This window comes from Megasphaera hexanoica (assembly GCF_043520715.1).
GTDB lineage: Bacteria > Bacillota > Negativicutes > Veillonellales > Megasphaeraceae > Megasphaera > Megasphaera hexanoica.
The window spans coordinates 1,216,286-1,239,944 of record NZ_CP171361.1 but is presented as its reverse complement, the minus strand read 5'-3'; the positions used below and the strand labels follow the sequence as shown (position 1 = coordinate 1,239,944).

27 protein-coding genes, 4 tRNA genes and 3 rRNA genes are annotated in these 23,659 nt (G+C 44.1%); 7 read left to right on the top strand and 27 right to left on the bottom strand.

What is annotated here, in order from left to right; translation table 11 throughout:
* Nucleotides 1-280: 280 nt before the first annotated feature.
* The 10 genes from ACGTIC_RS05945 to ACGTIC_RS05900 form a co-directional block, all read right to left on the bottom strand.
* Nucleotides 281-1,180, bottom strand: a complete 900-nt coding sequence (locus ACGTIC_RS05945; protein ID WP_059076824.1) for a DUF3102 domain-containing protein — start codon at nt 1,178-1,180, stop codon at nt 281-283.
* A gap of 1 nt (nt 1,181) precedes the next feature.
* Complete coding sequence (locus ACGTIC_RS05940; RefSeq protein WP_113856247.1) at nt 1,182-2,978, bottom strand: PcfJ domain-containing protein; 1,797 nt, start codon at nt 2,976-2,978, stop codon at nt 1,182-1,184.
* A gap of 11 nt (nt 2,979-2,989) precedes the next feature.
* On the bottom strand, nt 2,990-3,376 hold the full coding sequence (locus ACGTIC_RS05935) for a hypothetical protein (protein ID WP_113856248.1): 387 nt from the start codon (nt 3,374-3,376) through the stop codon (nt 2,990-2,992).
* Between the two features lie 24 nt (nt 3,377-3,400).
* The gene (locus ACGTIC_RS05930; RefSeq protein ID WP_059076821.1) at nt 3,401-3,835 is read right to left on the bottom strand and encodes a hypothetical protein; all 435 of its coding nucleotides are present in this window, start codon (nt 3,833-3,835) and stop codon (nt 3,401-3,403) included.
* A gap of 51 nt (nt 3,836-3,886) precedes the next feature.
* Nucleotides 3,887-4,060, bottom strand: coding sequence for a hypothetical protein (locus ACGTIC_RS05925; RefSeq protein WP_162816281.1), 174 nt, complete (start codon nt 4,058-4,060; stop codon nt 3,887-3,889).
* A gap of 14 nt (nt 4,061-4,074) precedes the next feature.
* Nucleotides 4,075-4,443 carry a single-stranded DNA-binding protein gene (locus tag ACGTIC_RS05920; RefSeq protein ID WP_162816282.1) on the bottom strand — a complete coding sequence of 123 codons (369 nt, stop codon included), beginning with the start codon at nt 4,441-4,443 and terminating at the stop codon, nt 4,075-4,077.
* A 142-nt stretch (nt 4,444-4,585) separates the two neighbouring features.
* On the bottom strand, nt 4,586-4,732 hold the full coding sequence (locus ACGTIC_RS05915) for a hypothetical protein (protein ID WP_162816283.1): 147 nt from the start codon (nt 4,730-4,732) through the stop codon (nt 4,586-4,588).
* Between the two features lie 62 nt (nt 4,733-4,794).
* Entirely contained in the window at nt 4,795-5,016 is a 222-nt protein-coding gene (locus ACGTIC_RS05910) for a hypothetical protein (RefSeq protein WP_152333772.1), read from the bottom strand.
* Between the two features lie 27 nt (nt 5,017-5,043).
* Nucleotides 5,044-5,238, bottom strand: coding sequence for a hypothetical protein (locus ACGTIC_RS05905; protein ID WP_059076818.1), 195 nt, complete (start codon nt 5,236-5,238; stop codon nt 5,044-5,046).
* A 9-nt stretch (nt 5,239-5,247) separates the two neighbouring features.
* Nucleotides 5,248-5,631, bottom strand: coding sequence for a hypothetical protein (locus tag ACGTIC_RS05900; protein ID WP_059076817.1), 384 nt, complete (start codon nt 5,629-5,631; stop codon nt 5,248-5,250).
* 63 nt (nt 5,632-5,694) lie between these two features.
* Here ACGTIC_RS05900 and ACGTIC_RS05895 point away from each other — a divergent pair, with 63 nt between their 5' ends.
* Nucleotides 5,695-6,204 carry a hypothetical protein gene (locus ACGTIC_RS05895; RefSeq protein WP_113856249.1) on the top strand — a complete coding sequence of 170 codons (510 nt, stop codon included), beginning with the start codon at nt 5,695-5,697 and terminating at the stop codon, nt 6,202-6,204.
* On the opposite strand, the gene ACGTIC_RS05890 is transcribed toward ACGTIC_RS05895, so the two are convergent.
* A complete protein-coding gene (locus ACGTIC_RS05890) occupies nt 6,172-6,498 on the bottom strand; it encodes a hypothetical protein (protein ID WP_059076815.1) in 327 nt (108 codons plus the stop codon). The genes ACGTIC_RS05895 and ACGTIC_RS05890 overlap by 33 nt on opposite strands.
* A gap of 68 nt (nt 6,499-6,566) precedes the next feature.
* Entirely contained in the window at nt 6,567-6,782 is a 216-nt protein-coding gene (locus ACGTIC_RS05885) for a helix-turn-helix transcriptional regulator (protein ID WP_113856250.1), read from the bottom strand.
* Nucleotides 6,783-6,966: 184 nt separating this feature from the next.
* On the opposite strand from ACGTIC_RS05885, the gene ACGTIC_RS05880 reads away from it, so the two are divergent.
* The 4 genes from ACGTIC_RS05880 (at nt 6,967) to ACGTIC_RS05865 (ending at nt 10,420) form a co-directional block, all read left to right on the top strand.
* The gene (locus ACGTIC_RS05880) at nt 6,967-7,395 is read left to right on the top strand and encodes a helix-turn-helix transcriptional regulator (protein WP_113856251.1); all 429 of its coding nucleotides are present in this window, start codon (nt 6,967-6,969) and stop codon (nt 7,393-7,395) included.
* A 40-nt stretch (nt 7,396-7,435) separates the two neighbouring features.
* Nucleotides 7,436-8,014 carry a hypothetical protein gene (locus tag ACGTIC_RS05875; protein ID WP_162816284.1) on the top strand — a complete coding sequence of 193 codons (579 nt, stop codon included), beginning with the start codon at nt 7,436-7,438 and terminating at the stop codon, nt 8,012-8,014.
* 16 nt (nt 8,015-8,030) lie between these two features.
* Nucleotides 8,031-8,639, top strand: coding sequence for a hypothetical protein (locus ACGTIC_RS05870; protein WP_113856253.1), 609 nt, complete (start codon nt 8,031-8,033; stop codon nt 8,637-8,639).
* A gap of 263 nt (nt 8,640-8,902) precedes the next feature.
* Nucleotides 8,903-10,420 carry a recombinase family protein gene (locus tag ACGTIC_RS05865; protein WP_070807757.1) on the top strand — a complete coding sequence of 506 codons (1,518 nt, stop codon included), beginning with the start codon at nt 8,903-8,905 and terminating at the stop codon, nt 10,418-10,420.
* On the opposite strand, the gene ACGTIC_RS05860 is transcribed toward ACGTIC_RS05865, so the two are convergent.
* The 11 genes from ACGTIC_RS05860 to ACGTIC_RS05810 form a co-directional block, all read right to left on the bottom strand.
* Nucleotides 10,407-10,483, bottom strand: a tRNA-Arg gene (locus ACGTIC_RS05860). The genes ACGTIC_RS05865 and ACGTIC_RS05860 overlap by 14 nt on opposite strands.
* A gap of 47 nt (nt 10,484-10,530) precedes the next feature.
* A tRNA-Trp gene (locus ACGTIC_RS05855) sits at nt 10,531-10,606 on the bottom strand.
* A gap of 6 nt (nt 10,607-10,612) precedes the next feature.
* Nucleotides 10,613-10,729, bottom strand: a 5S ribosomal RNA gene (rrf, locus tag ACGTIC_RS05850).
* 61 nt (nt 10,730-10,790) lie between these two features.
* Nucleotides 10,791-13,702, bottom strand: a 23S ribosomal RNA gene (locus ACGTIC_RS05845).
* A 101-nt stretch (nt 13,703-13,803) separates the two neighbouring features.
* Nucleotides 13,804-13,879, bottom strand: a tRNA-Ala gene (locus ACGTIC_RS05840).
* A 31-nt stretch (nt 13,880-13,910) separates the two neighbouring features.
* Nucleotides 13,911-13,987, bottom strand: a tRNA-Ile gene (locus ACGTIC_RS05835).
* Between the two features lie 126 nt (nt 13,988-14,113).
* Nucleotides 14,114-15,680 (bottom strand): 16S ribosomal RNA (locus ACGTIC_RS05830).
* The 16S, 23S and 5S rRNA genes sit together here with 4 tRNA genes alongside, the layout of an rRNA operon.
* A gap of 399 nt (nt 15,681-16,079) precedes the next feature.
* Nucleotides 16,080-17,435 (bottom strand): MFS transporter, encoded by a 1,356-nt coding sequence (locus tag ACGTIC_RS05825; RefSeq protein ID WP_113854981.1) that lies wholly within the window; start codon nt 17,433-17,435, stop codon nt 16,080-16,082.
* Nucleotides 17,436-17,561: 126 nt separating this feature from the next.
* Nucleotides 17,562-18,077, bottom strand: a complete 516-nt coding sequence (locus ACGTIC_RS05820) for a transcription repressor NadR (RefSeq protein ID WP_113854982.1) — start codon at nt 18,075-18,077, stop codon at nt 17,562-17,564.
* 3 nt (nt 18,078-18,080) lie between these two features.
* Nucleotides 18,081-18,602: a hypothetical protein gene (locus ACGTIC_RS05815; RefSeq protein ID WP_059076970.1), complete on the bottom strand. Its 522-nt coding sequence runs from the start codon at nt 18,600-18,602 to the stop codon at nt 18,081-18,083.
* A gap of 202 nt (nt 18,603-18,804) precedes the next feature.
* The gene (locus tag ACGTIC_RS05810) at nt 18,805-20,058 is read right to left on the bottom strand and encodes a diaminopimelate decarboxylase (RefSeq protein WP_072235735.1); all 1,254 of its coding nucleotides are present in this window, start codon (nt 20,056-20,058) and stop codon (nt 18,805-18,807) included.
* Between the two features lie 147 nt (nt 20,059-20,205).
* Between ACGTIC_RS05810 and ACGTIC_RS05805 the strand changes: the two genes are divergently transcribed.
* Nucleotides 20,206-21,063, top strand: a complete 858-nt coding sequence (locus ACGTIC_RS05805) for a LysR family transcriptional regulator (RefSeq protein ID WP_113854983.1) — start codon at nt 20,206-20,208, stop codon at nt 21,061-21,063.
* A 65-nt stretch (nt 21,064-21,128) separates the two neighbouring features.
* Here the strand turns inward: ACGTIC_RS05805 and rplT are convergent, their stop codons facing one another.
* The 3 genes from rplT to infC are packed head-to-tail and all read right to left on the bottom strand — an operon-like array spanning nt 21,129 to nt 22,254.
* A complete protein-coding gene (gene rplT / locus ACGTIC_RS05800; RefSeq protein ID WP_059076968.1) occupies nt 21,129-21,479 on the bottom strand; it encodes a 50S ribosomal protein L20 in 351 nt (116 codons plus the stop codon).
* 45 nt (nt 21,480-21,524) lie between these two features.
* Nucleotides 21,525-21,722: a 50S ribosomal protein L35 gene (gene rpmI / locus ACGTIC_RS05795; RefSeq protein WP_059076967.1), complete on the bottom strand. Its 198-nt coding sequence runs from the start codon at nt 21,720-21,722 to the stop codon at nt 21,525-21,527.
* Between the two features lie 16 nt (nt 21,723-21,738).
* Nucleotides 21,739-22,254, bottom strand: coding sequence for a translation initiation factor IF-3 (gene infC / locus ACGTIC_RS05790; protein ID WP_072235734.1), 516 nt, complete (start codon nt 22,252-22,254; stop codon nt 21,739-21,741).
* Nucleotides 22,255-22,611: 357 nt separating this feature from the next.
* Between infC and ACGTIC_RS05785 the strand changes: the two genes are divergently transcribed.
* Nucleotides 22,612-23,124, top strand: coding sequence for an Hsp20/alpha crystallin family protein (locus tag ACGTIC_RS05785; RefSeq protein WP_059076965.1), 513 nt, complete (start codon nt 22,612-22,614; stop codon nt 23,122-23,124).
* Nucleotides 23,125-23,402: 278 nt separating this feature from the next.
* Here ACGTIC_RS05785 and ACGTIC_RS05780 read toward each other — a convergent pair whose 3' ends face one another.
* A complete protein-coding gene (locus ACGTIC_RS05780) occupies nt 23,403-23,633 on the bottom strand; it encodes a DUF1653 domain-containing protein (protein WP_059076984.1) in 231 nt (76 codons plus the stop codon).
* Nucleotides 23,634-23,659: the final 26 nt, after the last annotated feature.

Genomic DNA, 23,659 nt, shown 5'->3' with positions numbered 1-23,659 from the left:
ATGAATGTACTTCCATGCGTAATGTGACGCATGGTTTAAACATACACAGCAATCAAGCTCAGCACCTCGCAAACCTGCCTTTTGCATCAAGTACGCTTCTTTGTGCCGATTATATGGCAAGCCATCTACATCCCCAGCCCGCTGTTTCCGCCCAGTCTCGTACATTGCAAAGCTGTCCTCGACAGTCAATGGCACTGGCGACCATATCGCGACCGCCAGTGCGCACCAGTTCCGGCCATTCAGTTCATCGAAAGCCTTAGGCGCTCTCATTGCTTCACCTCTAAACATATTGCTGCAGACGGTTCAGCATCTTCCTGGCCGCGTCCACAAATTTCTGCCTTTTGTCGCCATCATCGATATTTTCAATGTCATTCAGCATGGCATTGAACTCATTTTCAAGGACTACCAGATGTCCCTGGAAGACAAGCTTGTCCTGATCGGGGCCGTTGTCTTCCAGCTCCTTGATTTTCTGCTTCAGTTTGTCTATTTCTTCCGTCTTGTCTTCAGAGACCATCGGACGGGCTTCCAGTTCTTTTACTCTGGCAGCCAGTGCCTCTCTCTCTTTTCGTGCCTGTTCCAGGATATCCGTTTTCTGCTCATCTGCATTTCTGAGCTGTGCCTTCACGTTCTCCAGATTCTTTTCCGCCAAATCGGCTCGTTGCTGTTCCTGTACAACCATGCGTTCCGCATCACTGGCCCGAGCTTCCGCGTCATTAGCCCGTGCTTCCGCATCCACTTTCGCTTTGATAGCATCCTGCATTTCCCGTGTGCTCATGTTGGCCACGTCATTTTCTTCCACGAACTGCTCCCGTTCTTCTTCGGTTGGCAATGATAAAAGCGCCAGCGCTTGCGTATATGACAATTCTTCAAATACATTCGGAGCGCCGGAAGCAAAGAGACTGTCCATTTCGGTCATGCCAAACTTTTCCCCGTACTGGTCATAGACCCGCATCAGGTTCTGAGCTGTTCGCTCGGAATAATTTACATTTTTCTGTAACCACTGGCTCCATTGCCCATGATCCACCAGTTCTTTCGCTTCGGTCAGACGTTTCCCGATTTCGATGGATGACGCCAGCATGATTTTCTGCGTCTGTCTCTTGATTGTATTTATTTCTGTGGCAATCGTTTCCGCTGTTCGTATACCTACCGCCTGGCTTTCGACGTTTATGATGTCTGTCATACTACGCACCTTCCCTTCGTAATTGCTGTTTCGGCTTTAATATCATTTTTTCGTAGAGCTTTACAAAATCATCAATGGCCGTACCCTGAGCAACAGGCACATTATTCTTTGTCCGGCACTGCATGATTTTATTGTCTTGGATTTCCATGGTATAAAAAACGGTGTCCGGATCATCAATCTTGCGTATGGCCATGATGGCTGTATGTCCTTGGGCACATCTTGTGATATATGTGCCAACGCAGTTATGATTTACGCTGCCTTCACGAATGAATTCGTCTACTGTCCGCAATGGCCGTATAAGGTACGTGCCATCTGTAAATACATAAGACTGCAGGTTCTTTACCTGTTTGGCCAATCCGGCTTTTTGTAATTCCAATTCTTTCTGTCTCATTACCTTCATTTTCGCTTCATGCCTGATTCTCAGCAGTTCCGATGTATGCCGATGAGCCTCATATAAATCACGGGGCCGGATATATGTCCGGTCGTTCAAATCATAACCGAGCCGTTTTATTTCCTCGTAATAATCGATGTAGTCCCGGCAGATAGTGCCAACATTTACGTTTTTCCATGGGTTATCTCCATCTTTTCCCCTCGCTTTAGCCAGTTGCCTGCTGCAGTATGCCACCAGACTATGTAAATCCATAAAGCGTAAATCGTTTAATATATTCCCATGCAAGAGCCAGTAACAACTTTCTACAGCAATAGCATCAGAGAGCGTACACCGCCGTTTAAGCTGTTGCTGTATGGTTAAGATATTAAGTGCATTCACAGATACGTCTTTCCCGGTCTGATGTAATTCAAAGATCCATTTCCGTTCCTCTTTTGATAGCTTGACCCGCAGCATATCTTTGGGATTTTTGTATTTCCGCCAGAAAACCGCCGGCTTCGTCGTATCACCGTTCAGCTTCGCTTTGACGATGTTTGCCAGGCCGCTCTTGATGAGATATTCAATCTGTGGGAACCGGGAATACAAATCCAGATATTTTTCTATTTCACATGCATACCTTGGCTGATTTTCCGATGTGTAATATTCATCTTTCCCACAATATTTCCATGCGGATGTCTTGATGATCTGATTCAAGGCATCATAGTCGGCATATTCAGCAAATCCAAAGTTCTCCCATTCTGTGGCCAGGCCATATCCTATCGTTTTTCTCCGTATCCATGGTCTGCCAATATCATCCTCTCCGCCTGCTTCACCCCAAAAAAACGAATGACAGAAATTTCCATCGTAATAATACGCGTTCCTGACGTAGTAGGTCGTAGGCTTTCCAATTTCCAACCGCATCATGCCCACTATATACGTCTGAAGTTTACAGTCCCTATAGCCGTTTTCTATTGGCAGGACAGCTGCCACCACTTTGGCCAATATCACATTTTTACTCTTCCGGCTCCGTGAAAAAAATGTGACCTGCCGTTTTATTGATTTATTTCCCAGTCCGCGATAGCCGGATATAAGCTCATGTTTTCGATGACAGTGCGGACATTCATATGTTTCAAATTGGTCATAAAATCTGCTGGCCTTTTTTATAGTCCATGTATCAGGTAAGATAAAAGACTGATGGCACCATGTGCAATAACCGAAGCGTGTCTTTTTGGTAATTCTGGTTTTGTTCTTTGTTTTGCTCAGTTCCGGATGATCCCGGAAGAATTCGTCTTTGCCCTGCGTTCCATGGGTGACTACGATATACTGTTGCATCATCGTATGATTGAGTATCCATTCTTTTTCTTTATTCGAGACATCAAATGAATAGAATTCTTTTTTCAGTGCTTCAGCCGGTACAATATCCTGTTTCATTGGCGCACCTCCTAGAATAAATCATCCATGCTCAGGTTTACCCGTTTGGCCATCGGCTTAGGTGCTGCCGGTTCTGGTGCCGGCACCGGCTTTGAGTGTGTCCCGAGGTCGCCCATATCTTCATCGCTTAAAATAGTCGGCGCTTTGCCTCCAAAATGAAAGTAATCATACAGATCATCCAGCGTGGCCACCCCAACTCCATTTTTCTGATTGCTTTTGGCCCGGTCCCGCATAAAATCCATACAGCCATTCAATGTCAATCCCGTTGTAATCTTGTCCGCTTCTTCCGGATGTTTTTTAATGTAAGCAATAGCAATCTTTCCAATCAACTTGATATATTTATCGTTGCTGTTAGAATATTCTGTTTCCCATATTTCAATGACGTTCTTTACGTCCATATAAATCAGCCCCTTTTATCTGTCTTACGTTTTCAACAATCCCTTTGCTTTTTCAATCAAGTCCCTGGTGTAATTGATATCCACACTATGGCAATTAAACAGCCGGTTCCGTTTGACATCTTCTCTAAATACGCGTTCGTTTAACGCCTGCTGAATGTCCTCTACGCTGAATGTTTGATAGATGCCCATGTATTTACTCTGTAGCTGTTCCACCGTACAGCCCAAACTGTATTTCCAATCGCCAGAAAAATAGATAATATCTGACCGTCTGAGTAGTTCCAGCGTATACGACAGTCCCAAATCATACGGAGTACCCGCGTAGTCGCTCCGTATGGCATGGATAGGAGATATGACAGCAATATTGGGGAATTTTTGTTGCAGATCCGCTGCTATCATGCTGGCCTCTATGGCATTTTCCTCTTTCCCACCATATGGATGGGAAACATATAATGTAATCATGGTTTAGTACTGCCTTTCTAAAAAGTCACAAAATAAAATTCCGCATCAAAATCAATTCTTGTCGTGTTCCTTGTCGTATTGGCTCACCAGCTTCTCAACTTTGGCCATAATAGATTGTTCATTTTCAAATGTATCCAGTGTCTTTATAGCCAGGAAATACTGGACAAGTTCTTCCGGCTTCCCTACGTATTCAATACATTTATCTGGATATTGTGTGATTTTCATAATGGTCTCCCTTCTTATCTTTCTTGTTTGTTTCGGAAATAGCCCAATGGCACCGTGATACTTGCGGCCACAATTTCCGTAATATACTTTTTTTCGCCATCCTTTTCATAAGAATGCGTACTTTCTGCTCCTTTTACTTCTACATAGTCACCTTTAGAGAGCAGAGTGGCATCATCAGCCAAACTATTCCAAGCTATAATTCTGTGCCAGTTCGTGATTTCTTTCGTTTCCCCGTTGCTATCTATATATTTTTTCTTTGAAGCCAGGGAAAAGCGGGTCACAGACTGACCGTTTGTAGTCATGCTGTTCCGGGGATCATCTCCCAGATTGCCACTGATGAAACACAGGTTCATGATTATTTCCTTTCTTTTAAATCTGTTCACAGCTGTTATTTTTACATCTTGTAATTTAATTTCGTATCGTGCTATAATGAATGTACAATTTAATAGGGACTGCCGGAATCATAGCCACCCGGCAGAACTTTGGCTCTGTATATCATGTCTTATACAGAGCCTTTTTATATTCCTATTCACCAGCAACCGCATTCAGTTGCGTATTTGCCGCTTTTTCCTGTTCTTCATGATATTTCTTTTGCCATTCCTTGAATTTTCTCATATTCTCTGGATTACGATAAAATTCAACTATTTTTTCTGCCAATGTAGATGTATACATTTCCATGCCTCCTTTTTGACGTATCCGAACTTACCATTTACTTACCACTTACTTACCAATCTCTATGAAATCATGATGTATACAAAACCGAATGATCCGAGAAAAGCGGCTGCCCCCAGCCCTGCCTTTATGATTTCTCCTATCGTCATCGGATCACCGTAATCCTCTGCATACGCTCTTTCAATCTGTGCATCCAGTAATTCCTGCCGGCGCCTCTGAATCCTGGCACTCTCATAATTACTGTTTACCCAGGCCGGAATCGCTTCATATGTTTTCGCTGCCATCATCATCTATCTCCTTTCCATCTCTCGTTATTTTTTTATTCCTAATCGTTGTAATCCTTCCCTACTCATATTCGTAAAATAGCGTATTTCTCCATTTTTTAAATCGAACCGGTAATAGAGATTCTGGCTCTTGTGCCCTTCTCCGTACTTCTCCCAATATTTTTCAAGTCCGACATCAAGGATATGGTCCACCAACAATTTTTCATAGTCTGCTTTCTTCATGCCATCTACCTATAAAATTATTAGGCTAATAACAATGACTCCTATGGAAATCCAAATATATGCTTGTGCATCTTTTAGCCTTTCATCATCACTGTGATAATGCTTCCTGGCCAATGCATCCTTTATCTGTCGAGCCATGCCCCTGTACGGCTCTTGCAACTTTAGTGATTTTTTTGCCAGTTCAACAAATAAAGCGTATCCTGGACATTTGCTATGTCCGCAATCATATGGCTTATAAAGGATGCTGCATTTGCAATATTGATGTAGCTTTGTGCCACATTTAATGCAAAAATTACTATCCGGAACCTTACAATGACATTGAAGACAATCAACATATTTTTTACCAGCCAGAGCTGTGTTCCCACACGGCTCTTTTTCCTTATCTGGCTTCATATTTATCTCCTTTCCGTTTTCTTTCCCTCCGTGTTATACTCATATCAACAGGAGGCGAATACAATGCTTGAAATTGTTTTTACTGGAATTGGTTCAGCCATTTTCAGCATAGTGATATATTTTTATAAAAATTGGCGTAAAACCGTGAATAAGGATAAACAAATATATCAAAATTACCTTTGGTGGCTTCAGCTAAATAATGAAATAATTAAAAATATGAAACACGGTCAGTTACCCATTGAAAACTCTTGCTCCCAATTTCATCTTCTTGAACCCTACACGTTAAATTACATCGAATTTTTTGATGATTCTCTACGTATACAAATGCTTGCTTATGACATATTGATTCAAGGGGCTTTGGTAAAAAAAGGAATCTCTTCCACTGACTTAAATCAATTGGAATTTGAATCACAATCTATTCATCATACCCTTTCCCAACGCATAAAATTTATTGATGAATATATTGGCAAATTTGCTATTTCAAGCTTTATTTTGTTCTTTGCATTACCCCCTTTAATCAAGATCATTGCCAACAAATACTTAATCAGGAGTAATACTGGCAATAAAAAATAATATGAATCCAAAAAAGATCATTCCGCTTAAACCTGCTAATGGTGTTATCCAATCTCCACCAATTACGGCTTTATATCCGGCATCTATGAGCAGTGCAAAAAGACAACACCATAAGATGTATAAAAGGCAACTATTTTCTTTCTGAAATCCTTGTATGTATAGCAGTCGGTATATTTTTTCAAATCTTTTCTTCTCTTCCTGGCTAAGCGTTCCCTTACAGTACTCTTGATATTGCCTCAGAAGTTCTTTTTGAGCCTCGTTCATGCGAGGCTCTTTTTCATTCACCATGTCCATGCCCTCACCTCTTTAATTACTTCAAAATAATTCTTTCCTGTTTTCCCTTCTCTCTAGTACTGCCTGATTTAGGCAACTTTATTGCCTTCGGTAGCAAACAAAACTTCTAAAGGAGTATCCACCCCTAAAAAATCCTTTATTTTTTTTGCTAATGCAAGGCTAATGTCGCTTTTGCCTGTCAACTTATCAGATATTGTAGACAATGCTAATCCCAATGCTTTAGCTAAATCTATTCGTCTGATATTTTTTCTTTTTAATTCTGCTTCTAAATTCGGATAATACATTTTTTCACCTCCTTACATCGCCTGTATTAACGAAAATTCGTTAACTTTAATTATATTATATTTGAATTTTCGTTAATGTCAATATGTATTTACGAATATTCGTTAATTTATATTGATTTTTCGGTATTCTAATGCTATGATATGTTTAGAAATAGGTTGTTCAATTTAAGGTGGAGTGATAATTGTGACTATAGAAGATAAATTAAAATCATTAATTTTATCAAAGCATAAAAGTTTAAGAGACTTTTGTATTACAATTAATATTCCTTATTCCACTATGACTAGCATCCTTAAACGTGGAGTCGATAATGCAAGTATTAGTAATATCATTAAAATTTGCAGTTATTTTGGCATCAGCGTAGATGAACTTTCAAAAGGTAATATTGTTCCAATTTCTTTGGTTACCTCTCCATCCCTCATTTCAGAGTATACTGAACAAGAAAAAAAACTAATAATTGAATTCCGTATGCTATCACCAGAAGCTCAATCATCAGTGTGTGATTTTATCAAGTTTAAATTGGCCTCAGAATCTACAAAAAAAAAGCCCGAAAAAGATAACTTGATGGTAGCAGAATCCCAGTTACCCTATGACGATAAAAAAACAGATGTATGAAAAATCAATTCAATATAATAGCACGAAAGGACTTGATATCATGTACATTGCAGATCCGGATAATCATAATAAATTATACCGACAAGATATTGAAGAAGGTTATTACGAAGGATTATCGGATTACTTTTTTGAGCGTTATGAATCTAAAATAAGTAAATGGGAAGACAAAGCTGATAATATGACAAGTAAGGTTTATAATCCAGGCACTCACCCTGATAAAGCCTTACAAATTTTCGATAAGGCTTTACAGTATTTATCTGATGAAGCTCTTCCTTTTTTCAAGGAAAAAGAAGAGTATTATGGTCCGGAAATTATTGATGATTATAATTCGATGGTTGATTCAATAAAAAAAGGTAAAGAAAATTTCAAAGAAAATGAGTATGATGAAATGCTTATTGAGTATAACAATTATATTGCAGAGAAAAATAAGCTTAAGCAAATAAAAAAAGAAATAAAAGCGAAAATAAAAAAGGAAAATATCATGAAACGCTCCGATTTAATGAAGTGCTTTGATAAAGAGGATGCAGCGCTTGTCCGTCGTTCTTTAAAAGAATTTGCTGATAAAGACATTATTGAAATTTATAAAGACGGATCCCGATATATGATAAAGTTTTTATAAGAAAGGTGGTTGTACTATGTTTGAAATCATTGATAGCGGCCGACACAAATCTGCACTGTCCGGCGATTTAACCCCATTGAGCGTAGATATTGAAAATAAATGTGGTAAATTTGTCGGCAGTGAAGGTTATATCTATGACACCTCTTTAGAGCATTGCACATGTGCTGATTTTACTATCCATGACGGAACCATGGCCTGTAAACATATGATTCGCCTGGCTATGGAGTTAGGTGAACTCCCCAATGATGGAATGATTACAGACCATGAAAAAGCCCGCATAAAGTATTATACGGGTATTCTAAAAGTCTTCGTCAAAACAGCTCCTATCATGGATACAGTCCATTTATTCCTTATATTGAATAATTTACTTAAATCTACAGGCATGACTTGCGCTGGAAATGAGCTGGCTTTTGCTGGTATCCCTGATCTTCTCAAATCCGGTCTATTTGAATTGACTAAAAATGGGAAAAAGATTAAGGTAACAAAAACCAGTAAGAAGGACATGAAGTCATTACAAAAGTCCGTAGAAAGTCGAGTAGGTGCGTTTGTCCTAGAGCATATTGATAATGAATCATTATCAGTATCTTTAGAATCTTTGTCTGATAAATATGATGCTGAATTCTAACCATCCAAATATTCGCAAGATACCACCGAAAATAATTTATCTTGCGAAATTCCGGTAACTATCAACAGATAAGCAAAAGAAAGGATGAATAATCTACTAAATATCTAAATAAAAAATCCCGTCTCCTGGATCAACAGGAAACGGGGGTGCCAGCAGCATTGGCGTACTGCATGGCAAGTGTAAATCTTGTGTTTGCTTGGGCTGATTTACGTATTTATTATACCACAATCAGCCTTGTTTTAGAAAGAAGGACTGATTATATTATGACAAAAAATGCAGTTATTTACGCCCGCTTCAGCAGTGACAAACAGCGGGAAGAATCAATTGATGGCCAAATTCGTGAATGCCGGGCCTTTGCAGAGGCCAATGAAATCAATATTATCAATACCTATATCGACCGGGCCATGTCTGCCCGCACGGATCAGCGTCCGTCATTTCTGCAAATGGTCAAAGACAGTGCCAAACATCTATTTGACTATGTAATCGTTTATCAGCTCGATAGATTTTCCCGCAGTCGCTACGATTCGGCCATATATAAACACCGCCTCAAGAAAAATGGAGTCAAAGTATTGTCGGCCAAGGAAAATATCAAAGACGATCCCAGCGGAATCCTGCTAGAATCAGTCATCGAAGGCATGGCAGAATATTACAGCGCCGAATTATCTCAAAAAGTTAAACGGGGAATGACAGAAAATCTCCTGGAAGGCAAGTGGATTGGTGGCATTGTTCCCTTTGGCTATGAACTCACATCGGAAAATAAACTGGCCATCAGTCCCGCAACAGGCCATCTGGTTTCCGAAATCTATAATAAGTGCTTATCCGGGGTGAAAACGACAGATATTTTGAGCAAATTAAATAGCCTTGGTATCAAAACCCAGAGAGGATGCAACTTCACTCGCAACAGCCTGAACCGCATCCTCAAGAATCAGATTTACACGGGGACATTCACCTGGGCCGGTACATCCTATCCTGATTATGCCCCAGCACTCATCACACAGGAGCAATATACAGCTATGCAGAATTTATTTGAATCTCGCAAACGAAAAAGCAATACCGCCCGCCGCGTCTCTCCCCAGTATGCCCTGACAGGTAAAATCTACTGTGGCACATGCGGACTTCCCATGACCGGATATTGTGGCAAGAGTCATACAGGCACCACATACTACTATTACCAATGTTCTTCCAAAAATAATAAATCGGAAAAAGCTGCGCGGTCCCAGATTGCCTGTGATGCCAAAAACATAAGCCGTGACAAGCTGGAAAAATTAGTCCTTGATACCACTATCAGCATACTCAAAAACAAAGACGCCGTAAAATGCATTGCAGACCAGTGTATGACCATCCAGAAAGCAGAACTGGAACACAAGCCGGCGGAACAACTGCGCCTGGAATCTCAAATCAAAGAAATTGAAAAACGACTGAAAAACAGCGTAAAAGCCGTTGAAAACGGCCTTATCTCCCAAACAATAACAAACAATATTGAGACCTATGAAAAACAGCTCACAGAGCTAAACGCTCAACTTGACGGGCTTAAATTAGAGACTCACATCATTCCCATTACAGAAGAAGCGGTCATCTATTATCTGAACCAACTGACAGAACGGGCAAATAAAAAAGACGGATATAGCCTCGATACCTTCGATGACTTCATCCGTCGTGTCGTAGTGACTGGAAAGCGTGTAGACATATATTATAACTACACTGCAGTTCCCAATATACTCGAAAACCCCGCAGTCAAAATGCTGCGGGGTTCGAGTGAAGATTATTTGGTGACCCGGTAGGGATTCGAACCCTAGACCTACTGATTCGTAGTCAGTCACTCTATCCAGCTGAGCTACCGAGTCATGTAGAGGGATATCGGTCTCCTGCAGATTCCTCTCCCTCTGTGTTTTGGCAGGGGCAGAAGGAATCGAACCCTCAACCAATGGTTTTGGAGACCACTACTCTACCAGTTGAGCTATACCCCTACGTATAATCAGCGGCTTCCTATCCTCCCAGGGGGCTTCCCCCCAAGTACTTTCGGCGTTTGCGGGCTTAACTGCTGTGTTCGGCATGGGAACAGGTGGATCCCCGCAGCTATCGCCACTGAATTCTCTTGTCAGGGCCGTGCCCTGACAACTGTATAGAAAACGTATTCCTTACCTTACCTTTTAAGTCAAGTCCTCGGTCTATTAGTACCGGTCCGCTCCGTACATCACTGTACTTCCACTCCCGGCCTATCTACCACATCGTCTCTGTGGGACCTTACTTACTTGCGTAATGAGAAACCTCATCTCTAGGCTGGTTTCACGCTTAGATGCTTTCAGCGTTTATCCGTCCCCGACGTAGCTACCCAGCTGCACAACTGGCGTCATGACTGGTACACCATTGGTCGGTCCACTCCGGTCCTCTCGTACTAGGAGCAGCCCCTTTCAAGTTTCTTCCGCCCGCGATGGATAGGGACCGAACTGTCTCACGACGTTCTGAACCCAGCTCGCGTACCACTTTAATGGGCGAACAGCCCAACCCTTGGGACCTACTTCAGCCCCAGGATGTGATGAGCCGACATCGAGGTGCCAAACCTCCCCGTCGATATGGACTCTTGGGAGAGATAAGCCTGTTATCCCCAGGGTAGCTTTTATCCGTTGAGCGATGGCTATTCCACTCTATGCCACCGGATCACTAAGCCCGACTTTCGTCCCTGCTCGACCTGTCCGTCTCGCAGTCAAGCTCCCTTCTGCCTTTGCACTCTTCGTGCGGTTTCCGTCCGCACTGAGGGAACCTTTGGGCGCCTCCGTTGCTCTTTCGGAGGCGACCGCCCCAGTCAAACTGCCCGCCTGAGACTGTCCGCAAGCTCGTTACGCTTCTCGTTAGAATTCCAATAAAACAAGGTTGGTATCCCACCATCGGCTCCGCGAATACTGGCGTACTCGCTTCTCCGCCTCCCAACTATCCTGTACATCTCCTACCAGAATTCAATCTCAGGTTACAGTAAAGCTCCATGGGGTCTTTCTGTCCAGTCGCGGGTAACCTGCATCTTCACAGGTACTTCAATTTCACCGGGTCCCTCGTTGAGACAGTGCCCAAATCGTTACACCTTTCGTGCGGGTCGGAACTTACCCGACAAGGAATTTCGCTACCTTAGGACCGTTATAGTTACGGCCGCCGTTTACTGGGGCTTCAATTCTCTGCTTCGCTTGCGCTAACAAGTCCTCTTAACCTTCCAGCACCGGGCAGGTGTCAGCATCTATACGTCAGGTTTCCCTTTAGCAGACGCCTGTGTTTGTGGTAAACAGTCGCTTGGGCCTCTCTTCTGCCGCCTGCCTTAGCTCCGTGCGCTTCTGCACTTCACTGACTACAGGCTATCCTTTTCCCGAAGTTACGGATATATTTTGCCGAGTTCCTTAACGAGGGTTGTCCCGCGCACCTTAGAATTCTCTTCCTGCCTACCTGTGTCGGTTTCGGTACGGGTGCTGCCGTTCTCACTAGAAGCTTTTCTTGGCAATATAGTGCCGGCCCCTTCGCTTCTGTCTCCAGAAGCTCCCCATCACATCTCGGCCTTATGGAAGACGGATTTGCCTGTCTCCCGACCTACCTGCTTGGACGTGCTCTTCCAGTCGCACGCGCGCTTTCCTTCTTGCGTCACTCCGTCGCTCAAACAAACGGCTGCAGTACAGGAATCTCAACCTGTTGTCCATCTCCTACGCGTCTCCGCCTCGGATTAGGTCCCGACTTACCCTGGGTCGACGAGCGTTGCCCAGGAACCCTTAGGCTTTCGGTGGAAAGGATTCTCACCTTCCTTTTCGCTACTCATACCGGCATTCTCTCTTCCTGCCTGTCCACGGCTCCTTCCGGTACCGCTTCTCCCATGCAGGAACGCTCCCCTACCCATGTATCTACATACATGCCAAAGCTTCGGTTCCGTACTTCAGCCCCGGTCATCTTCGGCGCAGAGTCTCTCGACCAGTGAGCTATTACGCACTCTTTTAATGGTGGCTGCTTCTGAGCCAACATCCTGGTTGTTTTCGAAATTCCACATCCTTCACCACTTAGTACGGCATTGGGGACCTTAGCTGTTGGTCTGGGCTGTTTCCCTCTTGACTACGGGTCTTATTACTCGCAGTCTGACTCCCATGTATAAGTACAGCCATTCGCAGTTTGATTAGGTTCAGTAGCCGGATAGGCCCCTACCCTGTTCAGTGCTCTACCGCCTGTACTCTCTCCATGAGGCTAGCCCTAAAGCTATTTCGGGGAGAACCAGCTATCTCCACGTTCGATTGGCATTTCACCCCTACCCACATCTCATCCAAAAGCTTTTCAACGCTCACTGGTTCGGTCCTCCACACATTTTTACCTGTGCTTCAACCTGGACATGGGTAGATCACTGTGGTTTCGGGTCTACTCCCTCCAACTCATCGCCCTCTTCAGACTCGCTTTCGCTGCGGCTCCGCATTTCCTGCTTAACCTCGCTGGACGAAGTAACTCGCCGGTTCATTCTTCAATAGGCACGCCGTCGCACGTATATAGTGCTCCGACTGCTTGTAGACATACGGTTTCAGGTTCTCTTTCATTCCCCTCCCGGGGTTCTTTTCACCTTTCCCTCACGGTACTATGCGCTATCGGTCTATATCAGTGTTTCGCCTTGGAGGGTGGTCCCCCCTGCTTCCCACAAGGTTCCTCGTGTCTCGTGGTACTCTGGATCCTGCTCCCTGCATCTGCTTGCGCTTACGAGGCTCTCACTCTCTCTGGCTGAGCTTCCCAGCTCATTCTGCTTCGCTCGTGCAGTTTTCCGCAGTCCGCAACCCCGGATTGGTTTCCCATCCCGGTTTGGGCTCTGCCCCTTTCGCTCGCCGCTACTCAGGGTATCTCTTTTGATTCCTTTTCCTCCGGCTACTTAGATGTTTCAGTTCACCGGGTGCCCTTCCTCTTAAGAGGATGACGTGACTCCTCACGCCGGGTTTCCCCATTCGGACATCTGCGGGTCAAAGGTTACTTGCACCTCACCGCAGCTTATCGCAGCTTATCGCGTCCTTCTTCGGCTGATATAGCCAAGGCATCCGCCGTACGCCCTTACTTACTTGACTTGCTCTTTTTTTCTAAGGTTCGTTAAGTCTCTTTTCTTTTCAAAAAAGAGGTGTTTCTTCGTTTTCTATACAGTTGTCAAGGTACGCCATAAAAGAAAATCTGGTGGAGATGAGGAGAATCGAACTCCTGACCCCCTGCTTGCAAGGCAGGTGCTCTCCCAGCTGAGCTACACCCCCACTATCCCTTTACCCTTTCCAGGATAAAGTATGGTGGGCCTAGGTGGACTTGAACCACCGACCTCACGCTTATCAGGCGTGCGCTCTAACCAGCTGAGCTATAGGCCCATATGCGATTTTCTCCTTGAGAGGATGGCCTCTCAAAACTAAACAATGCTTCATACTCTGCCAGAATGCCGACCTAAGAATCGTCAGAAGTCTGACTTTCGTCTTCCTTCCGGCCTCTATCCCTAGAAAGGAGGTGATCCAGCCGCACCTTCCGATACGGCTACCTTGTTACGACTTCACCCCAATCATCGCCCCCACCTTCGACGGCTGGTTCCTTGCGGTTGCCTCACCGGCTTCGGGTGTGAATGACTTTCGTGGTGTGACGGGCGGTGTGTACAAGGCCCGGGAACGTATTCACCGCAGTATGCTGACCTGCGATTACTAGCGATTCCTCCTTCATGCAGGCGGGTTGCAGCCTGCAATCCGAACTGGGACTCTGTTTTTGGGGTTTGCTCCAGGTCGCCCTTTCGCTTCCCTCTATTAAGAGCCATTGTAGTACGTGTGTAGCCCAAGCCATAAGGGGCATGATGACTTGACGTCATCCCCGCCTTCCTCCGCATTGTCTGCGGCAGTCTCTCCTGAGTCCCCACCATCACGTGCTGGTAACAGAAGATAGGGGTTGCGCTCGTTGCGGGACTTAACCCAACATCTCACGACACGAGCTGACGACAGCCGTGCACCACCTGTTTTCTCGTCCTCCGAAGAGGAACTGGATATCTCTATCCATTGCGATCAATGTCAAGGCTTGGTAAGGTTCTTCGCGTTGCGTCGAATTAAACCACATACTCCACCGCTTGTGCGGGCCCCCGTCAATTCCTTTGAGTTTCAGCCTTGCGGCCGTACTCCCCAGGCGGGGTACTTATTGCGTTAACTCCGGCACAGAAGGGGTCGATACCTCCTACACCTAGTACCCATCGTTTACGGCCAGGACTACCGGGGTATCTAATCCCGTTCGCTCCCCTGGCTTTCGTGCCTCAGCGTCAGTTGTCGTCCAGAAAGCCGCTTTCGCCACTGGTATTCCTCCTAATATCTACGCATTTCACCGCTACACTAGGAATTCTGCTTTCCTCTCCGATACTCCAGTCTCCCAGTTTCCGTCCCCTCACGGGGTTGAGCCCCGCACTTTTAAGACAGACTTAAGAGACCGCCTGCGCACCCTTTACGCCCAATAATTCCGGACAACGCTTGCCACCTACGTATTACCGCGGCTGCTGGCACGTAGTTAGCCGTGGCTTTCTCTTACGGTACCGTCACAACAGGATGGTATTAGCATCCCGCCCGTTCGTCCCGTATAACAGAGCTTTACAACCCGAAGGCCGTCTTCACTCACGCGGCGTTGCTCCGTCAGACTTTCGTCCATTGCGGAAGATTCCCCACTGCTGCCTCCCGTAGGAGTCTGGGCCGTGTCTCAGTCCCAATGTGGCCGTTCATCCTCTCAGACCGGCTACTGATCGTCGCCTTGGTGGGCCGTTACCCCTCCAACCAGCTAATCAGACGCAAGCCCCTCCTGCAGCGATAGCATATTCAGAGGCCATCCTTTCAAGCTGCCCCCATGCGGGAGCTGCTTCGTATTCGGTATTAGCAGCCGTTTCCAGCTGTTGTCCCCATCTGCAGGGCAGGTTGCTTACGCGTTACTCACCCGTTTGCCACTCGATTCCATAAAAAGCAAGCTTTTCATGTCCTCTCGTTCGACTTGCATGTGTTAAGCACGCCGCCAGCGTTCGTCCTGAGCCAGGATCAAACTCTCCATGATATGTGAAGAGCGCTAGCTCATTCTTACTATTATTGGTTTGTTACTCATTGTTTGACGTTCTATCTCTAGAACCTCGCACTACCGAGTTAATCTCGGTATAAGTGATTCGCTCATGTTTGCGCGTCGCCTTTCGGCTCCTTCAAACATGGCTCTCTACTTATCTGGCGTTCATTCGTATGTTGCATTGTTCAGTTTTCAAAGGTCATCTGCCATCGAAGTTTGTATCTCCAACAGCTCGTTTAGTATATCACATTATTCCGTTTTGTCAAGCACTAATTTTAAACTCTTTTGTATCAAAACTGTATTTGATGTTCTTCGGTCTCATGCGATGTAAAGAATTTTACCATCAAAAAAAGGAGCTGTCAATAGGTACAACTCCTCTTTTTGCAAAATTATATCTCATAACGTCTGTTTTACACTTTTTGAGCGATTCTGGACTGCCGTGATACTTTCCAAATCTCTCTGCTTGCTTTCGATTCCCAATCCCATGACAACGGCAGCTACTGCAATGAAAACAAAGGCAAACATATAGAACACCGCGCCAAAGCCAAAACTATGCCCTATCATAACACCAACCATTACAGGAGCTGCCATACCGCCAAATCTGCCAAACCCGGCAGCCCATCCGCTGCCAAGGGCTCGGATAGTTGTCGGATATTGTTCTGGCGTATATGTATAAAGCACGCCCCATGCACCGAGATTAAAAAACGACATAACCGAACCCCACATCATCAGAGCCGCTGCCGTCGAAGCATGTCCGAAGAAATAACTGGCAACACCGCTGAAAAGGAGAAATACAGACAATGTATACTTCCGCCCCAGCCTGTCAACCAGCCATGCGGCGCAATAATACCCGGGCAATTGGGCCAGCGTCATGATAAGTACATATTCAAACGTTTTAACTACAGTAAATCCCTGTTGAAATACCAGAGACGGCAGCCACATAAATATTCCATAATAACTAAAATTAATGCCAAACCATACAAGCCATAGCATAATCGTCCGTTTCATGTAAGGTTTTTTCCACAATTCCCGGAATGAAACAGTTGTAGCCGGTGGCAGTTTTTCCACCGCATCATTAAATGGAAGTACAGGAACATGGAGTTTCCGTTCCAATGTTATGACAATATTTCTCGCTTCTTCGACCTTCCCCCTAGACAGAAGATACCGAACCGATTCTGGCATATGCAGGCGGATTAAAAATACATATACAGCCGGAACAGCCCCCAACGCGAAGGCCATGCGCCATCCATATACAGGAATAAAAAAATAAGCGATGCACGCTGCAGCAATCCAACCAAGTCCCCAAAAGCTTTCCAAAAGAACAATAAAGCGGCCACGCACCCGCGACGGAGCATACTCGGACACCAAAGTAGCGGCAACCGGTAATTCTCCGCCCAGGCCAAATCCAACCAGAAATCGAAATATGAGAAGAGACTGATAATTCCATGATACAGCGCAAAGTGCCGATGCAATACTGTAGAGCAATACAGTTATAGAAAAAACCTTTTTCCGTCCCAGATGATCAGCTATCGTCCCCGAAACGACCGCTCCCAGCGCCATCCCGATCAACCCAATACTGCCAATCAATCCCATCTGGCCCGGGGCCAGTTGCCATTCTTTCGCCAATACAGGAAGTATAAACGCAATCAATCCTGTATCCATCGAATCAAAAAGCCATCCCAAACCAGTAACTAATAAAAGTTTGTAGTGAAACGAGCCAACTGGCAGCGCTTCCAGACGTTCCAAAACCATGTTAATACCTCCTCAATACGTTCTTTACAACTGTCATGACAGCTGTAATATACAGTGTATTGTACACGCAAAAAAAAATAAAAGCAATAGGAAATCAACCATTCCTGCTGCTTTTATTTTTACGATTCAAGAATTATATAAAATCCCAAGTTTATCCAATGCATGTTCAATGGCATCCATGTCTGCTTCTGTATCAGCTTCTATCAAGTGTGAGTGGATGCCGCCGCTGATGCGGCTGAGCAATTCTGCATGTGTTTCCTCCATACGATGAATATATTGATCTACATCGCGGCGTGACCGGAGATTCAGTGATCCTTCCAGGTAGCCATAAATTTCATGTTCGACAACGACATTATGCACCCGTCCACCGTTATCCACAATAGCTTCTAATTCGGTCCTCATTTGTTCCGGACCGTGGCAGACGACAATCATGCGCTCGATACCGCCATGCCTTACGTGTTCTAATTGATATCCACGGGGCGTAGAAATAATAGAAACGCCCCGGGCACGCAACAGAGCTACATCGCCTACAATAATCTGGCGGCTGACCTGGCATCTTTTTGATAATTCAGCTCCTGTAACCGGGCCGCTGGCATGGGTTAATACGTCAATAATCTGTTTTCTTCGGACTTCGCTCTCCATATTTTATACCTTCTTTATCACAAAGTCTTCCACTTCCTGATTGGCAGAAAGAAAAAAGGCGGCAAACAAGTTTCCCAATAAAAATCCAATTCCCAATCCCGGTATAAAACCAAGCAATTCATTAAACAACCAGGAATGTACCAGAAGGGGCATATAAAACACCAGACACTGGATTCCCGCCAGAACTACGGTAATACTCAGCAGGAAAAAAAACATGCATCCCGCACAGGGATAGTAAAATTCTTTCTCTGACTGTTCATAATAAAAATGCCGCAGCTGTTTTCTTAAAAGTACAGCCAGACCAACACTGAGAAAATTTCCCAGCAGGAACCAGAGAATAGCCATAAAAAAGAAATCAGCAAAATAATATATGACAATGCAAGCCCAAAGAATATACAGAATGGGCACAGGCAAAAAATATGTCAAATGTTCCGAACAGCCTTTCCGATAACGGAACGAAAATACGGAGAGGAAAATGACCATACAAATCTGAAAACCCGTCAGTGTATCAAATCCGGCAAGCATGGTTTCCACTCCTTTCTTGTATGATAAACACAGCTTATATTTGTATTTTAACATAAAGAAGAAATAAATCCTATGAAAATCAGACAAAATTTATAGGAAATCAAGAGCAGATAGTACACAAATTCATTTCTCACAACATTTGACAAAGAACCATAAAAAAGCCCACCAACATGGTAGGCTTTTTTATGTATTGTTCCAGCTCTTATAAATCAGAAAAATCTAACGTAGCAAACAAATCATCAATCGTTTCAGCACGGCGGATCTGTGTTACTGTGCCATCATCATGAAGCAACAATTCGGCCGAACGCAGTTTGCCATTATAGTTAAATCCCATAGAATGGCCGTGTGCACCAGCGTCATGAATGACCAGGATATCTCCATCATCAATGCGTGGAAGGCTGCGGTCAATTGCAAATTTATCACAGTTTTCACAAAGCGAACCCGTTACATCATAAACATGGTTTTTCGGTTCGTTTTCTTTCCCCATTACAGTAATATGGTGGTAAGCACCGTACATGCCCGGACGCATCAGATTAGCCATGGAAGCATCGACGCCAATATATTCTTTCCAGATATGCTTATGATGAATGGCCGTTGTTACGAGATACCCATACGGTCCCGTGATAGCACGGCCACATTCAAAAGAAATACGGCAATGGCCCAAACCGGCTGGTACCATTATAGCATCAAAATGTTTCTTGATGCCTGCACTGAGTTCATCGTAATCAACGAACGATTCTTCTGGACGGTACGGCAGGCCGATACCACCGCCAAAGTCAAGAAATTCAACATTGATACCAAGCGTTTTCTGCACATCCAGGGCCAGTTCAAACATCATTTTAGCTGTATTAATCAGTCCGCTGGCATGAAGTTCATTGGAAACGACCATGGTATGCAGGCCAAAATGCTTGACCCCTTTATCTTTCAAAATACGGAATGCATCTAATACCTGTTCCCGGGTCATACCATACTTGGCTTCTTCCGGTGTCCCGATAATATCATTTCCGCCTTTGAGAAGAGGACCCGGATTATAACGTACACAAATCCATTCCGGCAGCGGACCCCGTTTTTCCATGAATTCGATCATGGAAATATCATCCAGATTAACCAGCGCGCCTAATTCCATGGCTCTGGCAAATTCCTTATACGGCGTGTCGTTAGAAGAAAAAACGATGTCCCGCCCCTTGATGCCTACTTTATCACATAATTCCAGTTCCGGAAGAGAACTGCAGTCTGCGCCGACGCCTTCTGCCTTTAGCAACTTCATAATGTACGGATTCGGTGTCGCTTTAACGGCAAAATATTCTTTAAAATCATAAGCCCAATCAAAGGCTTTGATCAACTTACGAACGTTGTTGAGGATAGCCTGTTCATCATAAATATGGAACGGCGTAGGATACGTAGCGATAATATTACGAATTTGTTCTTCCGAAAAGGGAACAGTCTTTTTATTCATCCTATTCAACTCCATTGACAAAAAAATAATTCTAAATTGTTTCTTTTCTATACGTATTATATAATGAGTAAGGATGATTTGTGAAATAGATTATATTAATTTTCGCAATTTGTTTTTCGAATTACTCAGCCAAACGAAGGTGACTTTATGGATACAACGACACTGCGTACATTTATTGCACTGGCTCAAATAAAAAATTTTACTAAAACAGCACAGCAATTATTTGTCGCCCAATCCACCGTAACCAATCGCATCCGTGATTTAGAAACCGAATTGGGCAAATCCCTGTTCGTCCGCAATCATAAGCAGGTAGAACTAACCCCGGCAGGAGAAAAATTTCTCGATTACGCCCAACGATTTATCGCTTTAGAGATCACGGCTTTCCAGGATTTGCAGAGCAGTTCCACGTTTGCCCAAAAAATCCACATCGGTTCAACAAATACGATTTATGAATGCCATCTTCAAAAAAGTATCCGCGCTTATATGAAACGGAAACCAGCCGTATCCCTGAACATTACCATCAGCCATACGCCTGAAATGCTCCGCAGCCTCCAGGACGGCTTATTAGATGTAGTATTTACGTATTCAGCCCTATACCGGGATGGCATTATCTGCAAATTATACCGCACAGACACGTTGGATTTAGTCTGCAGCAGCGCAGATACAACCTATGCCAGGGGCATACGCAAAGATGACCTGCAAAAGATAGACTACTTATTCTGTAACTTTGCGCTTCAGGGAGTCGGCCTCTACATCCAGGACTTATTTCCCAGGCACCACCGGTTTCCTATGGAAATTGACAACAGCACTAAATTGCCTCAATATCTGGCAGAAGGTCTGGGGTATTCCTTTCTTCCCCACAGTCTGGTAGAAGATGACCTGGAACAAGGAATTCTCCGTTCGGTCCCGCTCCTCGATTTTGCCCCGCCCCGCGTAAGCAGCTATTATGTCACCCGGTCATCCGCTTCTCTTCCTAACGATCTGGAAAAATATTTATTAAAATAAAAAGCAACCCTGCTTATGTAGAGCGGGGTTGCTTGCATGAAATACCAGTAAGATATGCTTATATTTTACTGAGCTTTTGCTACTTCAACAAGTTTGGCAAAGGCAGCAGCATCATTAACAGCCAGGTCAGCCAGCATTTTGCGGTCAACGATGACATTGGCTTTATTCAGGCCATAGATAAACCGGCTGTAGCTCATGCCATTTGCACGGCTTGCCGCATTGATACGGGCAATCCAGAGTTTACGGAATTCACGTTTCTTGGCACGACGGTCACGACGGGCATAAAACAGAGCCTTCATGACACTTTCATTTGCTTTTTTGAAAAGGCGGGAACGTGTTCCACGATAGCCTTTAGCCATCTTTAAGATTTTTTTATGACGAGCGTGTGCAGTAACGCCAACTTTAATTCTAGCCATGATTCATTTCCTCCAAATCTCTATGTTAACTACGTGAGTATACCCTTAGATGTAGGGGCACATTTTACGAACAGCATCGACCGTCGTTTTGGCAACCAGTGCTGCTTTTCTCAGATTCCGTTTGCGCTTCGGGGATTTAGATTCCAGAATGTGGCTCTTGTACGGTTTCATCCGTTTGAATTTACCAGTACCAGTAGTAGTAAAACGTTTGGCCGCAGCACGGCGGGTTTTTAATTTCGGCATAATATATATCCTCCTCTTACTTCGCTTTGTTGACAGCGATGACCATGGTCATGTTTCTGCCTTCTACTTTAGGTTCCTTTTCTACATGGGCAACGTCCTTCAGTTCATCAGCAAAACGCATCAATAATTTTTCGCCCAGTTCCGGGTGGCTCATTTCGCGGCCGCGGAACATAATCGTAACTTTGACTTTGCTGCCTTCCCCTAAGAAGCGCTGCGCTGCTTTCATCTTGACATAGAAGTCGTGATCCTCAATATTGGGACGAAGTTTAACTTCTTTCAACGTCAGGATTTTTTGTTTCTTTTTAGCTTCTTTTTCCCGTTTCTGCTGTTCGTAACGATATTTGCCGTAATTCATGATACGGCATACAGGCGGTCTGCCATTAGGCGCTACTTCCACCAGATCAAGGTGCCGTTCTTCGGCAATCTGCCGGGCAGAACGAAGGGACATGACTCCCAGCTGTTCATTATTGTCGCTTACCACACGGACTTCGCGGGCTCTGATTTGATCGTTGATACGTAATTCCTTACTAATCGTCGTTCACCTCCATAAAAAAAGAACGGAAAGCATGCGCTATCCGTCTGTATCGGTATACATCATTTTACCTTAGTAACAATTTCAGTCATGTAAGGTGAGAGGCGGACAGCTTCTGCTTTGTTTTCAACATTGCAAGTATACCAAAACTCCTACAGCTTGTCAATGGATAGTTTTGTTGAAATTTTAATAATTTTTATTAGCACTCTATTGACATGATGGCTAACAAGGAATATACTATAGGCGTAGACAGAAAGAAGATGGTTCTAGAGCCTTAAAGGTCAAAAGAACTAAAGGATAAAAAGTCTACATCGTCATTACTATTACATATTCACCTAAGAAAAGAGGTTTTATATTATGAGAAACTTATTTCCAGTAAGCACTGATTTTGCATTTCCTGACAGTACATTTGATAATTTCTTTAACGGTCTGTTCCAGCCAACAGCAGAAACACAAGTAAAACTGCCAAAAGTTGATATCGAAGATACAGGAAAAGCTTATATTCTGACAGCAGATTTACCGGGTATGACCAAAAAGGATATCAGCATCACCTATGCCAATGATATTCTGACTATCGGAGCCCAACACAAAGAAGAAACGGAAGAAAAATCTCCAGAAGCGAATACTAATGACCAGAAAATTTCCAACAACAGTGACGTTGCTGAAAAGAGCAGCAAAGCTCCGGCAAAAGAAGAACGTCATTTTATCCGTAAAGAACGTACTAATACTGTGTATAGCCGTCAATTCGTCGTGCGTAACATCCAGCGCGACGGCATCGAAGCTTCCTTTGAAAACGGTGTTCTGACTATTACATTGCCTAAGCAGGATCCTGATGCGATTCAGGCCAGTCAGAGAATCGACATCAAATAACACCTGAGTTTCCCCTTTGATTTCTTACATCACTTTCCCAATCCCCCTAAAGCAAACGGAGCTGCAACAACATGGGCAAATAAGCTCATCTCGTTGCAGCTCCGTTTGTGTTTAATGGCCTGATTTCTTACATTATTATCCATCAGTACCACATAGAGTCCCCTTCCCCTGTCACTCTGCTTTTCAAAAGCCAAGCCGAAAAGTCTGGTTTTCCGTACCTGCAGCCTGTCAGTGTCAGGGGCTTTTTTATCAAAATCCAGGTCACCACAAGACCGTTCTCAGGCATTTTTTACAAAGCGGTAATCTTGTTCTGCCTTAGGATATTTTTCCTTATCAATTTCACTCATGAAATCTTTCAACGGGCGGGCATAGGTTTTCATCGTTCCCGATAAAGCCTTGTAAATAACAAATTTTTCACCTGTTTCCGTATGTTCGGCAAGGGTAATGATCTGATATTTTCCACCCTTGAAATGAAGCCAAATTTCATTTGCTTTTGGAAGTTCTCTCATGAATACATCCTCCTGAAAATAACCGG

What these genes read in the sequence shown, in the direction of transcription:
- ACGTIC_RS05910 (WP_152333772.1), bottom strand. Translation starts at nt 5,016, where the DNA reads ATGGCAGCGAAAACATATGAAGCGATTCCGGCCTGGGTAAACAGTAAT.
- ACGTIC_RS05870 (WP_113856253.1), top strand. Translation starts at nt 8,031, where the DNA reads ATGTTTGAAATCATTGATAGCGGCCGACACAAATCTGCACTGTCCGGC.
- ACGTIC_RS05820 (WP_113854982.1), bottom strand. Translation starts at nt 18,077, where the DNA reads ATGGAGAGCGAAGTCCGAAGAAAACAGATTATTGACGTATTAACCCAT.
- ACGTIC_RS05785 (WP_059076965.1), top strand. Translation starts at nt 22,612, where the DNA reads ATGAGAAACTTATTTCCAGTAAGCACTGATTTTGCATTTCCTGACAGT.
- ACGTIC_RS05900 (WP_059076817.1), bottom strand. Translation starts at nt 5,631, where the DNA reads ATGAAGCCAGATAAGGAAAAAGAGCCGTGTGGGAACACAGCTCTGGCT.
- ACGTIC_RS05875 (WP_162816284.1), top strand. Translation starts at nt 7,436, where the DNA reads ATGTACATTGCAGATCCGGATAATCATAATAAATTATACCGACAAGAT.
- ACGTIC_RS05925 (WP_162816281.1), bottom strand. Translation starts at nt 4,060, where the DNA reads ATGAAAATCACACAATATCCAGATAAATGTATTGAATACGTAGGGAAG.
- ACGTIC_RS05890 (WP_059076815.1), bottom strand. Translation starts at nt 6,498, where the DNA reads ATGGACATGGTGAATGAAAAAGAGCCTCGCATGAACGAGGCTCAAAAA.
- ACGTIC_RS05930 (WP_059076821.1), bottom strand. Translation starts at nt 3,835, where the DNA reads ATGATTACATTATATGTTTCCCATCCATATGGTGGGAAAGAGGAAAAT.
- ACGTIC_RS05945 (WP_059076824.1), bottom strand. Translation starts at nt 1,180, where the DNA reads ATGACAGACATCATAAACGTCGAAAGCCAGGCGGTAGGTATACGAACA.
- ACGTIC_RS05895 (WP_113856249.1), top strand. Translation starts at nt 5,695, where the DNA reads ATGCTTGAAATTGTTTTTACTGGAATTGGTTCAGCCATTTTCAGCATA.
- ACGTIC_RS05885 (WP_113856250.1), bottom strand. Translation starts at nt 6,782, where the DNA reads ATGTATTATCCGAATTTAGAAGCAGAATTAAAAAGAAAAAATATCAGA.
- ACGTIC_RS05905 (WP_059076818.1), bottom strand. Translation starts at nt 5,238, where the DNA reads ATGAAGAAAGCAGACTATGAAAAATTGTTGGTGGACCATATCCTTGAT.
- ACGTIC_RS05815 (WP_059076970.1), bottom strand. Translation starts at nt 18,602, where the DNA reads ATGCTTGCCGGATTTGATACACTGACGGGTTTTCAGATTTGTATGGTC.
- ACGTIC_RS05810 (WP_072235735.1), bottom strand. Translation starts at nt 20,058, where the DNA reads ATGAATAAAAAGACTGTTCCCTTTTCGGAAGAACAAATTCGTAATATT.
- ACGTIC_RS05935 (WP_113856248.1), bottom strand. Translation starts at nt 3,376, where the DNA reads ATGGACGTAAAGAACGTCATTGAAATATGGGAAACAGAATATTCTAAC.
- rpmI (WP_059076967.1), bottom strand. Translation starts at nt 21,722, where the DNA reads ATGCCGAAATTAAAAACCCGCCGTGCTGCGGCCAAACGTTTTACTACT.
- ACGTIC_RS05865 (WP_070807757.1), top strand. Translation starts at nt 8,903, where the DNA reads ATGACAAAAAATGCAGTTATTTACGCCCGCTTCAGCAGTGACAAACAG.
- ACGTIC_RS05805 (WP_113854983.1), top strand. Translation starts at nt 20,206, where the DNA reads ATGGATACAACGACACTGCGTACATTTATTGCACTGGCTCAAATAAAA.
- ACGTIC_RS05825 (WP_113854981.1), bottom strand. Translation starts at nt 17,435, where the DNA reads ATGGTTTTGGAACGTCTGGAAGCGCTGCCAGTTGGCTCGTTTCACTAC.
- ACGTIC_RS05940 (WP_113856247.1), bottom strand. Translation starts at nt 2,978, where the DNA reads ATGAAACAGGATATTGTACCGGCTGAAGCACTGAAAAAAGAATTCTAT.
- ACGTIC_RS05915 (WP_162816283.1), bottom strand. Translation starts at nt 4,732, where the DNA reads ATGTATACATCTACATTGGCAGAAAAAATAGTTGAATTTTATCGTAAT.
- ACGTIC_RS05780 (WP_059076984.1), bottom strand. Translation starts at nt 23,633, where the DNA reads ATGAGAGAACTTCCAAAAGCAAATGAAATTTGGCTTCATTTCAAGGGT.
- rplT (WP_059076968.1), bottom strand. Translation starts at nt 21,479, where the DNA reads ATGGCTAGAATTAAAGTTGGCGTTACTGCACACGCTCGTCATAAAAAA.